Origin of the sequence: uncultured Halopseudomonas sp., from assembly GCF_963977355.1 — a bacterium.
GTDB lineage: Bacteria > Pseudomonadota > Gammaproteobacteria > Pseudomonadales > Pseudomonadaceae > Halopseudomonas.
This window is the reverse complement of record NZ_CAXBOV010000024.1, coordinates 32,542-47,374: the sequence shown is the minus strand read 5'-3', so window position 1 is coordinate 47,374 and position 14,833 is coordinate 32,542. Positions and strand designations below refer to the sequence as shown.

12 protein-coding genes are annotated in these 14,833 nt (G+C 56.6%); 5 read left to right on the top strand and 7 right to left on the bottom strand.

Annotated features, from left to right (window positions below):
- Positions 1–27 precede the first annotated feature (27 nt).
- The 5 genes from cysD to AAC076_RS13410 form a co-directional block, all read right to left on the bottom strand.
- Positions 28–942: a sulfate adenylyltransferase subunit CysD gene (gene cysD, locus AAC076_RS13430; protein WP_339846522.1), complete on the bottom strand. Its 915-nt coding sequence runs from the start codon at positions 940–942 to the stop codon at positions 28–30.
- A 20-nt stretch (positions 943–962) separates the two neighbouring features.
- Complete coding sequence (locus AAC076_RS13425) at positions 963–1,928, bottom strand: DHH family phosphoesterase (protein WP_339846520.1); 966 nt, start codon at positions 1,926–1,928, stop codon at positions 963–965.
- A gap of 1 nt (position 1,929) precedes the next feature.
- Positions 1,930–2,544: an adenylyl-sulfate kinase gene (gene cysC / locus AAC076_RS13420; protein ID WP_339846518.1), complete on the bottom strand. Its 615-nt coding sequence runs from the start codon at positions 2,542–2,544 to the stop codon at positions 1,930–1,932.
- A 150-nt stretch (positions 2,545–2,694) separates the two neighbouring features.
- Positions 2,695–4,920, bottom strand: a complete 2,226-nt coding sequence (locus tag AAC076_RS13415) for a polysaccharide biosynthesis tyrosine autokinase (RefSeq protein ID WP_339846516.1) — start codon at positions 4,918–4,920, stop codon at positions 2,695–2,697.
- A gap of 36 nt (positions 4,921–4,956) precedes the next feature.
- Positions 4,957–5,391: a low molecular weight protein-tyrosine-phosphatase gene (locus tag AAC076_RS13410; protein ID WP_339846514.1), complete on the bottom strand. Its 435-nt coding sequence runs from the start codon at positions 5,389–5,391 to the stop codon at positions 4,957–4,959.
- Positions 5,392–5,830: 439 nt separating this feature from the next.
- On the opposite strand from AAC076_RS13410, the gene AAC076_RS13405 reads away from it, so the two are divergent.
- The 3 genes from AAC076_RS13405 to AAC076_RS13395 all read left to right on the top strand — a co-directional run bounded on the left by AAC076_RS13405 (position 5,831) and on the right by AAC076_RS13395 (position 10,618).
- The gene (locus AAC076_RS13405; RefSeq protein ID WP_339846513.1) at positions 5,831–7,126 is read left to right on the top strand and encodes a nucleotide sugar dehydrogenase; all 1,296 of its coding nucleotides are present in this window, start codon (positions 5,831–5,833) and stop codon (positions 7,124–7,126) included.
- Positions 7,126–8,775, top strand: coding sequence for a glucose-6-phosphate isomerase (gene pgi / locus AAC076_RS13400; protein WP_339846510.1), 1,650 nt, complete (start codon positions 7,126–7,128; stop codon positions 8,773–8,775). Before AAC076_RS13405 ends, pgi begins: the two co-directional genes overlap by 1 nt.
- A 448-nt stretch (positions 8,776–9,223) precedes the next feature.
- Positions 9,224–10,618 (top strand): phosphomannomutase CpsG, encoded by a 1,395-nt coding sequence (locus AAC076_RS13395; RefSeq protein WP_339846508.1) that lies wholly within the window; start codon positions 9,224–9,226, stop codon positions 10,616–10,618.
- Between the two features lie 91 nt (positions 10,619–10,709).
- Here the strand turns inward: AAC076_RS13395 and AAC076_RS13390 are convergent, their stop codons facing one another.
- Positions 10,710–12,242 carry a Fic family protein gene (locus AAC076_RS13390; RefSeq protein WP_339846506.1) on the bottom strand — a complete coding sequence of 511 codons (1,533 nt, stop codon included), beginning with the start codon at positions 12,240–12,242 and terminating at the stop codon, positions 10,710–10,712.
- A 90-nt stretch (positions 12,243–12,332) separates the two neighbouring features.
- Entirely contained in the window at positions 12,333–12,707 is a 375-nt protein-coding gene (locus AAC076_RS13385) for a hypothetical protein (protein ID WP_339846505.1), read from the bottom strand.
- A gap of 238 nt (positions 12,708–12,945) precedes the next feature.
- Here AAC076_RS13385 and AAC076_RS13380 point away from each other — a divergent pair, with 238 nt between their 5' ends.
- Both AAC076_RS13380 and AAC076_RS13375 read left to right on the top strand, forming a co-directional pair.
- Complete coding sequence (locus AAC076_RS13380) at positions 12,946–13,779, top strand: TIM barrel protein (protein WP_339846503.1); 834 nt, start codon at positions 12,946–12,948, stop codon at positions 13,777–13,779.
- Positions 13,780–13,810: 31 nt separating this feature from the next.
- Positions 13,811–14,824, top strand: coding sequence for a fatty acid desaturase (locus AAC076_RS13375; protein WP_339846501.1), 1,014 nt, complete (start codon positions 13,811–13,813; stop codon positions 14,822–14,824).
- Positions 14,825–14,833 lie beyond the last annotated feature (9 nt).

Genomic DNA, 14,833 nt, shown 5'->3' with positions numbered 1-14,833 from the left:
GTATTCCTCAATGACGGTACTGGCTTTCTAGAAATAACCCTGACGTTTCTTTTCTTCCATGGAGCCTGCGCCATCGTGATCGATGACTCGCCCCTGGCGCTCAGACGTTCGGGTTAGCAGCATTTCCTGGATGATTTCGGGCAGGGTAGATGCGGTGGATTCCACTGCGCCGGTCAAGGGGTAGCAACCGAGCGTGCGGAAGCGAACTGATTTCATTTCTACCTTGTCATCGGGGCCTATTGGCATACGATCGTCATCCACCATGATCAGCGTGCCGTCTTGTTCTAATACGGGGCGTTCCTTGGCGAAATACAGGGGGACGATATCGATCTTCTCCTTGTATATGTATTGCCAGATGTCCAGTTCGGTCCAGTTGGACAGGGGGAAGACGCGAATGGATTCGCCCTTGTTGACCTTGCCGTTATAGATGTTCCACAGCTCTGGTCGCTGGTTCTTTGGGTCCCAGCGGTGGAACTTGTCGCGGAAGGAATACACGCGCTCCTTGGCGCGGGATTTTTCTTCGTCCCGTCTTGCACCACCGAAGGCGGCATCAAAACCGTATTTGTTCAAGGCCTGCTTGAGTGACTGGGTCTTCATGACATCGGTGTGTTTCGCACTGCCATGGGTGAACGGGCCGACGCCTTGCTCCAGGCCTTCCTGGTTTATGTGTACGATCAGTTTCAGCCCCAGATTTTCTGCCAGTTGATCGCGGAAGCTGATCATTTCCTTGAACTTCCAGGTGGTGTCCACGTGCAGAAGCGGGAAGGGCGGTTTGCCGGGTGCAAAGGCCTTCAGCGCCAGGTGCAGCATCACCGCGCTGTCCTTGCCGATGGAGTAAAGCATGACTGGGTTATCGAACTCGGCGGCTACTTCACGGATGATATGGATTGATTCGGCTTCCAGCTGTTTCAGGTGGGTCCGACGGGGTGGTGTCAGGGTCATGAAAGTTTCCTCATTCAGTGTTACTGCCATTGCCGGACCATGGCCTGGATAAATGTGTCCAGCTGATCGCTGGTTAACTTGTTGATCCCGGCAGCAGCCTTGCGGCCACCGCCGGTTGGGAACTGGCGTGCCAATTCATCGGCGCCTGTGCGATTGTTCAGGGGGGCGCGAATACTGATCAGATAAAAGCCTGCCTGAGCATTGGTTACGACCGCACATGCCTGTTCCGGATATTGATTAGCAAGATCATTGCCAAGTACGCCGCTGACGCGTCTTGCCCATGGCTCGTCCGGCAGTTGCACCACAATGGCGTGGTCGCAATGGTGTAATGCTGGCGTACCAAGGCCCTTGGCCATGTCTTCCCGGTACCCGTCACTCAGCTTTTGCCATGCGGCGGGTTTGTCTTTCAGTAGTTGAAGGGGGTCTGGGTATGGCAAGAGCGCCTGGTACAGGTCGGCGGGGTGAAAGTGCAAGTCCTGTAGGCTGGCGCCATAGCCGTTGTAATTGATGCAGATGCCGAGTTGTTTGAGACCTTCAGTCTGTTTGTCAGTCAGGCCCGCCTCAACGGCCAGTTGACTGGCGACCGCATTGAGGTTGTCACCGAAGGCTGCCGTTATAGCCCAGTTATGAAACTGACCCTTCAGGTGCTGATCGATCAGCAGGCTTGTGCAGGTGGTGGCGTTGGTATCGATCACACCGGTAAAATTGGGGTGGTCCGGTAACGAGTCCCCTGGGTAGTGATGATCGCAGTAAAAAACAGTGCTGCCCGCTGCCAGCAGGGCGTCGACTGCATCTCGATTTTTGTCCAGGCTTATATCGAGCGCGGTGACCATGGTGGGGGTATCTGTAGGTACTTGCTGAAGTAGCTCGATATCTCTTTTTACGCCCGTTACCAGGGAACTGTGCGCCGGGTTTGCGAGTCTCAATTGAATCAATGCGCAGATACCGTCTGCATCGCCGTTGAATACGTCATATCGGGGTTCCATATCAGGTCTCCTTCAGTATCTGCTTTGCCTTGAGATAGCCGATGATCTGACTGACAGAGTCTTCAAGGCTCTGTGTGGATGTGTCGATTATGATCTCTGCGTTTTCTGGAGCCTCATAGTCCGAGTCGATCCCAGTGAAGTTTCGAATTTCACCGGCGCGGGCTTTTTTATACAGGCCCTTGGGATCGCGCTGTTCGCATGCACTGAGCGGCGTGGCCACGTGCACTTCGATGAACTCGCCTGGTTGCACGAGTTCGCGCACGAGTCGGCGTTCAGCGCGGAATGGAGAGATAAACGCGGCCAATACCAGTAGGCCGGAATCAACAAAAAGCCCCGCCAACTCGCCGATACGGCGGATGTTTTCCTGGCGGTCCTGATCGCTGAAGCCGAGGTCCTTGTTCAAGCCATGGCGGACATTATCACCATCCAGCAGGTAGGTATGGTGGTTGAGTTCAAACAGTTTCTGTTCTACGGCGTTGGCCAGGGTGGATTTACCCGAGCCACTGAGCCCGGTGAACCAGATGATGCAGGGTTGTTGGCGCTTCTGATCGGAACGCTGGTCTTTGTTGACCTTGTACTGATGCCAGACGACATCGGGGCTGGTTGCCTCGGTCATGACTAAGTCCTTTTAAACTGATTAAACTGACTGGGATTGAGAAGCTGGGCAGGCACTTGCGATTCATGGCTTTTAAAGTGAGCCTGTAAAGGTCATTAATCGGCGAGGGTGGAGAGCGCATGGTCCATTGAACATGCGCTCTGTCTGGCTTTAGCTTTTGTCTGATTTGTACTCGTAATTGTAATAACCATAATTGCCGTAGCCATAGGCGCTGGCTTTCTTTTCCACGGCGTTGAAGATGGCGCCCTTGAGCTGGATATCGTTTTGCTCAAAGCGGCGCTTGGTCACCTCGATTTCCTTGGCCGAGTTGAGGCCGAAGCGAGTTACAATCAGCGACATGCCCACATGGCGCCCGACGATCGCGGCATCGGTCACTGCCAGGATTGGCGGGGTGTCAATGATGATCATGTCGTATTCATCCTTGACGTTATCCAGGAAGCTACTGAAATTGGCATGCATCAGCAGTTCCGACGGGTTTGGCGGGATCTGGCCACGGGGGATAACGAACAGGTTCTCGACCTCTGTGCTGTGGATTGCGTCGTTGCTGGTAATGCGGGCTGAGAGCAGTTCAGACAGGCCGTTTTCTGGTGCCATGCGGAACATCTTGTTCAGGTAGCCCTTGCGCATGTCACCGTCGATCAGCAATACCTTCTGGCCGGCTTGGGCTACGATGGCAGCTAGGTTAACGGACACGAAGGATTTGCCCACCGATGGACTTGGGCCCGAGATCATCAGGATGTTGTTCTTGGCCTCCAGGCGGGCAAAGTGCAGGCTGGTACGCAGGCTGCGCAGGGACTCTACCGACAGGTCAGCCGGGTTGCTTACAGCGAGCAGCAGCGAACCGCTGTAGGCATCACGGTGACGGCCTTTGGTGTGCTTCTCGAGCACTTCCTGATCCTTGCTGAAGGGTACCGCTGCGTATACTGGCAGGCCCAGGTTTTCGATCACGTCGGGGTCTTCTACGCCGCGGTTCATGGCATGGCGCAACAGCACCAGGGCGACGCCGATAAAGCCGCCTAGCAGAGTGGCGACAACAGCGATCAGAGCCTTCTTCGGCTTGACGGGCTCTTCCACGTTGGCTGCCGCTTCATCAATGATGCGTACGTTACCGACTGTGCCGGCGCGCAGCACGTCCAGCTCCTGCGAGCTGTTGAGCAGGGCGGTGTAGATCTCGGTAGTCACAGCTACGTCACGCTTGAGTCGCAGCAGTTCCTGCTGGGTGGAGGGGAGGTCGCCCACTCGGGCTTCTAACGCTGCTTTCTGGCGCTCCAACTGCTGCATCTGTTGCAGCATGGCCTGGTAGTTGGGGTGCTCACGGGTGAAGCGGCGTTCCATCTCGGCGCGGCGCAGGTTGAGCTCGGAGATCATGGTGTCCAGCTCGACGATCTGGTCGAGTATCGCCTGCGTCTCGATGGTGATATCTACGGACTGGGTGCTGATCTGGTATTCGTTCAAGGCCTCTTCGTAACGTTCAAGCTCCTGACGTACAACCGGGAGCTGTTCACGGATGAACTCCAGGCTCTGGGCTGCTTCTGCCGAGTTACGGGCTACGTTCTGCAGTACGTACAGCTGGCTTACTTCGTCGAGGATACGTGTGGCCTGTGCCGGGCTTTCATGCTGCATGTTCAGGCTGATGATGCCGGAGTCCTTGCCTTTTTCGCTTGCGCCCAGTTCTTCCTGATACTCCAGAATGCTGTTGAGCATGCGGTGCTTGGTGACCAGGAATTCGGTGCCTGGCCGGGCTGCCAGGGCCTGCACCTGGATCTTGAAGCCGTCGCGGTCGATCTGCTCCAGAGTGTTGCCTTCTATGAGCAGTACGCCGTCCTGGTCGTGAAGGGTGAAGGTGCCAGTGTCCTGCGCGGTGAGAGTCAGTGTTTCGCCCAGGTAGCCGGGTGGTACTTCCAGCTGGAAGATCGCCAGCTCTTCACCGCCCCAGGCAAATGAATCCAGGCCTAGCCAGGGCTCTGCGACTTCGCCTGCTTCATAGGGGTCATAGTGGCGGGCTGCCCAGCTGCCAATGCCGGGGAAGTACTTGGGCTCAGCCACGATATCGAGCTTGAGGTTCTCTACCGCCTGGCCGATGACGGTGCGGGACTTGAGCAGTTCGATTTCAGTGACGGCTACGGGGGTGCTGCCGAACATTTCTGATATTTCACTCAGGCCGGTCATGCTGGGCGTTTTTTCTTCGATCTGCAGCAGGGCATTGGCCTGGTAGATGGGTGTGGCCAGCAGGGCGTAGGCCACGCCGATGATCGCCAACAGGACAGTGAAGCCGATGATGATCCATTTGCCATCTATTAGTGCGCCCAGAAGGGTGAGCAGGTCAATTTCATCGTCGTCGCGTTGGTCTTGAACCGGGGGTGTATTGTTTTGCATGGAGGCCTTTTGGCAGTCATTCAAAATTAAATGGATTTACAGGTGCTTTGACCAGCTGGCGGTGCCTTCGCTGATCAGTTTGTATACATGTTCGAAGGCGGGTCTTTGCTGGCGATAGGGATCGGGTATGGCTTTTTCGGATTGCCATTTGCCGAGCAGAAAGGTCTTGCCGCGGGCTTCGGGTGCGATACGCAGGATATTGTGCACATGGCGCGGCTCCATGGTGAGGATCAAGTCGCACTGGTGAACCATCTCGCGGGTGAGCTGGCGAGCCTGGTGGGTGGGGTGGTCCAGGCCGTTTTCCTTGAGGATTTCCAGCGCGGTGGCGTCCATCGGCTTGCCGACCAGTGCGCCCACTCCGGCGGAGGCCACGGTAATGCCTTTTGCGCTGCACTGATCCAGCAACATGGCCTCTGCCATGGGACTGCGGCAGATATTGCCGACGCATACGACAAGGATGGATTTGAACATGTAACGATTGGACTCTGCGTTGCGGCGGGTGTATCGCCTTTAAGCTTCTTGAATGTAGTGGCCACACATGGTGCGGTCAAGCTACTGCTATGCGCCAAAATGGAGCTTCAGGCACGCTACCGCCACAGGATTTAGTGTCAATTTCCTGAAAACGGGCTGCCGGATTGTGGTGTTGCGCAAAGCAATGCACATTCTACGCCGACTAAGGGTGCCGAGTTAAGATGAAATTTGGATGACTTGGCTAAGGTCGCGTATTAGGGTGATTTTTTTTGCTTCTGTTTCATTGGTTATGAGTAGGTTGCAGGGGGAGATGGTTATGCTTTGTTGGTTGGCGAGAGGCGCCAGGGCAAGGCACGGGCTATATTGTGACCTCTGGCTGCGCTATTTCGAGGCAGGCGATGCGCGAGTTAGTGCGTTTTGTTAACGACAGGTACTGAGCATGGATCTTGATGTATATGGCGATACTCTTTGCGCCCTGGTAAGTGCAGCGGCGCTCGCTTCCAGCGGCAATCGGGTGTGCCTGCATGTGTCTGAACCGGCGCTAGCTGAGCGTCTGCGTCTTGGGGAGTGTCCATACCAGGAGCCAGGTCTGTCTGATCTGATTGTTATGCAGATGGACGCTCAGCGTTTGCAATTTGCCGGTTTGAATGAGCCGCCTGGTAATAAAAGCACCGTGTTATGGCTCGCCTTGAGCCCCGATGCCCTCGACAGGGCGCACTCGATAATGGACGAGCTGCCCTTGCTGCCGAAGCGGGACTGGTTGGTGGTTAATCAGTCGACGTTTCCGGTAGGAAGTACTGAAGCGCTGCAGGTCAGTCTGGAACGGCGTTGCACTAATACTGACAATACCTGTGCGGCTGTCAGTCTGCCTGATCTGCTGACCGAGGGCGTTGCGCTCGAAGGTTTTATGCGTGCCGACCACTGGTTGCTGGGTACCCATGAGGAGTGGGCGCAGCGGTTGGTTTATGAGTTGCTGCGGCCGTTCAATCGCCGCCGGGATGCAGTAATGCTGATGCTGCCTCGGGAGGCGGAATTCACCAAGTTGGCGATCAACGGCATGCTGGCGACCCGCATCAGCTATATGAATGATATGGCCAACCTGGCGGATAATCTGGCAGTGGATATCGACCGGGTGCGCCAGGGTATGGGCGCTGACAAGCGTATTGGTGATGCCTACCTTTATCCTGGTTGTGGTTTTGGCGGCCAGAGCTTTTCCCGCGACGTGATGAGCCTGGCGAGCACTCTGCAGCACAGTGGTATGCAGCCGCAGCTGCTGGATGAGGTGCTGCATATTAATGAGCGGCAAAAAGAGGTGCTGTTTCGCAAGCTCTGGGATCGCTACGGTACGCATCTGCGCGGGCGCAAGGTGGCGATGTGGGGCGTGGCCTTCAAGCCGACTTCTACCCGTATTGATAATGCCCCCTCTCTCAAACTGCTTGAGGCGCTCTGGGCCCAGGGTGTTGAAGTGCACGTGCATGACCCGCGCGCGCTGCCTGCGTTGGCCGAGTGGGCGGGCGAGCGCGATGACCTGGTGCTGCATGATGACCCCTATGCGGCAGCCGACGGGGCTGATGCATTGATGCTGGTGACCGAGTGGAAGGTGTATTGGAGTCCCGATCTCGCGCTGCTCAAGGCAGTAATGAATACACCGGTTCTGTTGGATGGTCGTAACGTCTGGGATCCTTCGTTCATGAAGGAAAGCGGTTTCGAGTACTACGGCATAGGGCGGCGCTGATGAGTGTTGGTATTCCCAAGGGTGTGCCTGCCTCCGCGGGCTGGCAGGCTTTATTGGCGCATGGCGACAATTTGCGTGAAAGGCACCTGGCTGACCTATTTGCCGCGGACTCGCAGCGCTTTGAGCGTCTTACCCGGGAATGTGGACCTCTGGTGCTGGATCTGTCCAAGCAACGTATAAATGAAGAAACCCTGCAACATCTTGTGGATGTGGCGCGCGAACAGGATTTGGATGGCTGGATAGCGCGACTGTTTGCTGGCGAGCACGTCAACTGCAGCGAGGGCCGCGCGGCGATGCACTGGGCGCTGCGCTTGCCGGCTCAGGCCCGTTGCCAGGTAGATGGGGTAGATGTGGTTGCGCGGGTGCATACCGAACTCGACCGCATGGAAGCCATCGTGAACCAGATCAGGGCAGGGCAGTGGCGCGGTGCTACGGGGGAAGTCATTACCGATGTGATAAACATCGGGGTGGGGGGATCTGATCTCGGCCCCCTGATGATGACCGAAGCATTGGCTGATTCGCGCAAATCCACCGCTTCTCCTCTGCGGGTACACTTTGCATCGACAATGGATGGCAGCCAGATTTCACAGTTGCTTGGGCGGGTGAGTGCGCATTCGACGCTATTTGTTATCTCGTCCAAGTCCTTCTCTACTATCGATACCCTGAGCAATGCAGAGACGGCGCGACATTGGTTGCAACGGCAACTGGGTAATCGCCAGGGATTGTTGGATTGTCATTTTCTGGGCGTATCTTCTGCTGTCGATAAGATGACTGAATGGGGCGTGGCCCAGCAGAATCAGATGCGCCTTTGGGATTGGGTGGGCGGCCGTTACTCCCTTTGGTCGGCGATTGGCCTGCCGATTGCATTAGGTATCGGCATGGATGGCTTCCGCGAACTGCTCGCCGGCGCCCATGAGATGGATGAGCATTTTCGGAATACGCCCTGGCTGGATAACTTGCCGGTGCTGATGGGTATGGTAGGGGTGTGGAATACCAACATCCTGGGGATTAACGCCCATGCGATTCTGCCCTATGACGGGCGGATGAAGGAGCTACCGCATTATCTCGAACAGTTGGAGATGGAATCCAACGGCAAGAGCGTGACGCGCAGTGGCGAGACGGTGACCTGGGCAACCTGTCCGATCCTGTGGGGCAACGTGGGGCCGAATGCGCAGCATGCGTTTTACCAACTGCTGCACCAGGGGACCGAAGCGGTGACCTGCGATTTCATCATGCCGACCCGTCGTTACCAGGAAAAGCGGGATGATGACGCGGCGCCTGAGCTGGCGGCCCAACACGAGCTGGCTCTGGCAAATTGCCTTGCGCAATCACGCTTGCTGGCATTGGGTGATGCGGCACTGACCGATCCCGAGAGCCTGACGGCGAACAAGCGCTACCGTGGCAACCAGCCGAGTACGACGCTACTGCTGGATGAATTAACGCCACGGAGTATGGGTGCGCTGATTGCGCTTTATGAGCACAAGGTATTCGTACAGTCGGTGATATGGCAGATCAACCCGTTCGATCAGTGGGGGGTTGAGATGGGCAAGAAAATTGCGGTGGATACGCTGGCGCGATTACGTGGGGCCGAGTGTGGTGAGACCGATGGCTCTACGGCGGGGTTGGTGAGGCGGATATTGCGGGGGTAACCCAAAGTCAGAATGGATCCCCGCATTCGCGAGGATGACGAGGTGGCAGGGGAACACGGGAACCTCAACCGCGGCATTCCCGCGCAGTCGGGAATCCTCAAGGCCTCATGGATTGTCGAGGGGTCAGTGTGCAGTCTGAGGCACCGCTTGGATCTCCGCGTTCGCGAGGATGACGAGGTGGCGGGCGCACTCGGAAGTCCAGCCCCACCCCCGTCATTCCCGCGCAGGCGGGAATCCATTAGGCCTCATGGATTGTTGCTGGGTCAGTGTGCAGTTTGAGATACCGCTTGGATCCCCGCATTCGCGAGGATGACGGGGAGGAGGGCGAAGGCGGGAATCCATTTTGACTTTGGGGTACAGCATTACCGGGGTTTGGCAGTGTTACACTTGCGCCCTGCTGGGAGCGTCGTTGCGGCGCGATGGATTAATCAATCTTATATGGAATTTTATGTCTGAGATCACCTGTTTCAAAGCCTATGACATCCGTGGCCAACTTGGCACGCAACTGGATGAAAACGTCTCCTATCGTATCGCCCGCGCTTTTGCCCAGTGGCTCAAGCCCAAGCAGATCGTCCTGGGCGGTGATGTGCGTGAGAGCTCCGAGGCTCTGAAAACGGCATTGACCAATGGCCTGCGTGACGAGGGCGTCGATGTGCTGGATCTGGGTCTGGCCGGCACGGAAGAGGTATATTTCGCTACCTTCCACCTGGGCGTCGATGGCGGGATCGAGGTGACGGCATCGCACAATCCGATCGATTACAATGGCTTGAAACTGGTACGCGAGGGCTCGCGGCCTATTTCCGCCGATACGGGCTTGAAGGAGATCCGCACCCTGGCTGAAGGCATGACGTTCGACTTGGTTGATGGTCGTGATCCGTCTGTACCGGATGACAAGCGTGGCAGCTACAAGCATGTGGATACCCGTGCTGATTACGTTGAACATCTGATGGGCTACATCGAACCGGCCAACTTTACCCCGCTGAAGCTGCTGGTTAACGCTGGTAATGGCGCTGCAGGCCCGGCAATTGATGCCGTGGAAGCGGCCTTCAAGAAGCTGAACATTCCGGTGGAGCTGATCAAGATCTGCCACGAGCCGGACGGCACTTTCCCTAATGGTATTCCCAACCCGATCCTGATCGAGAACCGCAGTCTGACCAGCGACGCAGTGCTCAAGCACGGTGCTGATATGGGTATTGCCTGGGACGGTGATTTCGACCGGTGCTTCCTGTTTGATGAGCAGGGCCGGTTTATCGAGGGCTACTACATTGTTGGTCTGCTGGCAGAAGCCTTCCTGCAGAAAGAGGCGGGCGCCAAGATCGTGCACGATCCGCGTCTGGTCTGGAATACCGTGGAGCAGGTTGAGGAAAACGGTGGGGTGGCGGTACAGACCAAAGCCGGGCATGCCTTTATCAAGCAGCGCATGCGTGAAGAAGATGCAGCCTACGGCGGCGAAATGAGCGCGCACCATTATTTCCGTAATTTCGCCTATTGCGATAGCGGCATGATCCCGTGGTTGCTGGTGGCGGAGCTGCTGTGCGTGAAGGGTAAGCCGATGTCCGAACTGGTGGACGAGCGCATTGCGCGGTTCCCGTCTTCCGGCGAGATCAACCTGACGGTCAGTGATGCGCCTACTGTGCTCAAGGCCATCGAAGAACGCTACGCGCCGGCTGCGCTGGACGTGGATCATACCGATGGGGTCAGCATCTGCTATGCGGATTGGCGTTTCAATCTACGTGCCTCGAATACCGAGCCGGTGATTCGCCTGAACGTCGAAAGCCGCGGGGATGAGGTGCTGATGGAGCGTGAGACGGCCAAGCTGGTTGAGGCTATTGGGGGGATTTAACCCCAAAGGGTAGGATTTTTGTGGGAGCGACGGCCCCGTCGCGAATGGGCTGGGCCGCCGTGCATTCTGCTTCGCGGTCGGGCGACCGCTACTACCATGGCATGTGACGTTTGACTGCCTCGATGACGCTGCTGGCGATCTCGACATCTTCCAGTAGCGGATATTCTTTCCTGAGCTTATTCGAAACCACTCCGTTTGATTGACGGATCGAACGGATTATCCGATCTATTACAGCATCAGGCCCTTCTATGATGCTTTTGATCTCGAGTCGGACGGTGGCATGGGACTTCAGGGTTTTTGCTTCTGCCCGCATTTCAGATTCAATGGTCTGTTTTATCACCTTTCCCAGATACTCTGTCTGTCGGGTCAGGTCGATGTATCGCCAAGCGCTGTTGGTTTCAACGTATCTGGAAAACTGAATGTCGTAAGGAATACCGTCGGCTCCGTACATGGTATTTCCGGGATCAGAATGTATGTCATTTCTGATGGCTCGCATCAGTGGTCTGGAGAATACCTCCAGTGCCTGATCATAGTTGAGCGGCCGGAATGACTTGTCCTGCATGACCACAGAGGCAGGCAGGATATAGGGGTACGCAAGCGCTCCGTCGCGACGCAGGCAGTCGTTGATGAAGAACCGGGATATCCTGCCGTTGCCATCCGACATGGGGTGTATGTACACAAACCCGAAGGAGAGGACAGCAGCGCGTAGCAGGGGGCTCTGCCCTCGTGTCTTGTGCTCAAAAGCCGCCAGGCCCTGCAGCATGCGAGGGAGGTCATCCCAATGTGGCGCAAGATAGTGAATGATGTTGTCGTATGCCCGTGTCTCCCCGACCATGACCGGGGACCGGCGCACGCCATAAGATAGCGAATTCGGACCCAGAATCTCTTTTTGCAGACTGACAAGGGTTGCGGGCAAAAATGGATCATCCAGTCTCCCGCATTGATCTTCCATTACGCTGGCAAAGCGCCTGATGCGATCTGTTTCATTTTGTTCGTGCTCAATGGCAAAACTTGATCTGCTCTCTCTGATGGTCAGCCACACAGCGCTTTTCAAAAGAATTTCCTGACCAAATTCGGCTCCGAGGTCGTCGATGGCCGAAGCGATGTCGTATGACTCGATGCTTTTTATTGGATCAGTTTTGCGAACTATTGGACAAAAATACCTATCCCCGGGCAGGTTATCGTTGATGCGCCACCTGGGGTTTTTTGTTACCGAGGAGGCTAGCAGGTACCTCTTGTCGTCGAGAAGGCTGACGTAATTTCCCTGAGTCACTCCCGGGTGATCGAGCTCTCTGTCCGTCAGCCACTCGTAGAGAAAGCAGGCTCTGCGAGCATACTGACCGGTTGGTTCGGCGTGAATCCAGGCGATCAACTGAGCCGGGTCGAGCAGGTTGAACAAGCGAGACAGTAGCTCAAGACTCAATGGCTCGCGTTTAAGTGCAAAGGTTAGATGGCCCGATAAGGTGTCTTCAGGCTTGTAGTGACTCTGATACGTCTCGCTGGTGGCGCTGTCTGTTTCGATCGTTTTTCTCGATGGCCCAATGGTGCTGACCGTCACCAGCGGCTGGCAAAGCTCGATGCCGAACGTTTGCTGAATCCACGCATAACCAACCAGATCACCCATGATTGCCACCAAAACCATTAATATTTATTCAAAATAATTACATGGTGCGTGTTTGGTGTCAAAACAGTTAAAGCTCGCCTTGTCTGCGCTTTATTTCCCCACCTCACTGAAACTACTGCACGTATGATCCAGAAAGCGCTCTACCTTGCTGGCTGCGGCGGGGGTGAGGGTGACCAGGCGCAGGCGGCGGTCGGTGTTGCATTCCTGTTCGGCGAGCATCCCGCGGTCTATGGCGTTCTGTACATATTTGACGGCGGTGCGGCGGCTGATATTCGGCATCAGCGCGTATAGATCCGTTTTGGCAGGCGGCGGTCCCTTGCGTTTGAGCCACATCTGGGTGAACAGATCGCAGTAGTTGAGATCGCTCACACCAGTGTCGGCAAAGATGTGCGCCCAGAAGCTGTCGATGACGAAGATCGCCTCAGCGGCCTTGGTGCGGTGGGATAGGGTGTAGCGCTTGGTCATCCTGCGAGCCTGCTGATCTGTTTCCCGTATTAGGCTTGATTGTGCTGCGGCGTGCAATCATCGGGTACGTTGTGGTGCGGGCTGCTCCGAGCTGGTGCAGGATTCCCTCGATGTCGCGACCTCTCTGTTTCTGTATACATGCCGATTGGCATGTAAAACAGTAACCTATGCAAAGTTGCACCTATATGGCATGGCGATTGCTTTGATACTGGTCGATGAATTTGCCGGGGGAGGCGCTATGCAGTTGGATTTATTCAAGACCTTGTGGGGGCACGAGGGCTCTGTTGAGGCAGCAGCCTTGCTTGCGGTCGATGCCGGGTTTGCCGGGATTGAGGCGCCTGCGCCCCATGACGATGCAGAACTGGATGCATTTGCCAGCGTACTGGCAACCCATGGTCTGGATTATGTGGCCGAGATCTGCACCACAGGCAGTTACGTACCGGACCGCCACGCTACCCCTGAAGACCATCTGGCGTCGCTTGAGGCCAAGATCGAGCGCAGTCTGCTGCTCAAGCCGCGCTTCTGCAATGTGATGGGCGGCTGCGACGCCTGGCCGCTGGACGTGCAGATCGATTTCTTCCGCCGCGCCCATGCCCTGGCTGAAAAGCATGGCGTGCTGTGCAGCTTCGAGACCCATCGCGGTCGCTCCTTCTTCAATCCCTGGGTGACTCGCGACGTGCTGCGCGCATTGCCGCAGTTGCGCATTACCTGTGATTTCAGCCATTGGGTGGTGGTCTGCGAGCGGCTGATGGACAGCGAGATGGATACCATCATCGAGGTGGCCGAGCAGGCCCATCACATTCATAGCCGGGTGGGCTACGACCAGGGACCGCAGGTGCCGCATCCGCGGGCGCCGGAGTATGCAGAGGCACTGGCGTCTCACGAGCGCTGCTGGGATGCGATCTGGAACGCCCAGGCCCGCCAGGGCTACAAGAACACCACCATGACCCCCGAGTTCGGCCCGGATGGCTATCTGCACAAACTGCCGTTTACCGGCATGCCGATCGCGGACTTGTGGGAGATGAATCGGTGGGTTGCGTTGCGGCAGCGGGATCGGTTTTTGGAGCGGTAATCACCCCACATTTCAACAGGAGGCATTGGCAATGCAGGTTTACAAGAGTATCTGGCGGGACGAGGGCATGGTGCCCAACACGCTGGCTATCGGTTATGTGCTGCTGACCTATATCGGTGGCTGGGCGCTGCTGTTGTTGCAGGCCTGGTGGAGTGTACCGCTGGGCATTTTGGCGGTGGCCCACGGCATGGTGATTGCGGCCTATCTGCTTCACGACTGCGGCCACAATGCACTGTGCCGCAAGGTGGAGCACAACACGGTGCTCGGCCGCTGCATGAATGTGATTACCGGATCGCATTACGGCACCTATGAGGACATGCGTTACAAGCACATGCGCCATCATGTGGATAACTGCGAGCCGGTGGCCTTCGACTATCGCGCCTGGTTGCTGGCGCGGCCGCGTCTGCATAAGGCGGTGCGCGCGCTGGAGTGGTGTTACATCCCGGCGGTGGAGTTGCTGATGCATGCGATGCTGATCGCTGCGCCCTTCATCTACGAGAGCAAACGTGCCCAACGCGGTCGGGTAATTCGCGTGACGCTGATTCGATTCACCCTGTTTGCCCTGGTGCTCTGGTTCGCCCCTTGGGCTGCGTTGGGATATGCGTTGGCGTACTGCCTGTTCCTGACGTTCCTGCGCTTTATGGACAGTTTTCAGCACAATTACGAGATCTTCTACACCCTGGATACGCCGGACCAGAAGCCGCCGTACAAGGGTAACCGCGAGTACGAAGAGACCAATACCTACAGCAACCTGCTCTCCGAGCGCTTGCCGTGGGTGAATCTGCTGGCGCTGAATTTCTCCTATCACAACGCCCATCACACCAAGCCGAATATGGCCTGGTACCGACTACCGGCTTTTCATCAGGAGATCTACAAGGGCGAGTGCCCGCAGCAGCTGGGCGTGTGGGGACAGCTCAAGAGCTTTCACCAGCACCGGGTAGAGCGAGTGCTGGCGGAGGAGTACGGCACTGTAGATGTTCGCGAAAGCGTGCGTGATGGTCAGGCGGTGGGCGTGAATGCCCTGTCGTTTCTGACGGCATTCTGAGGAGGATTT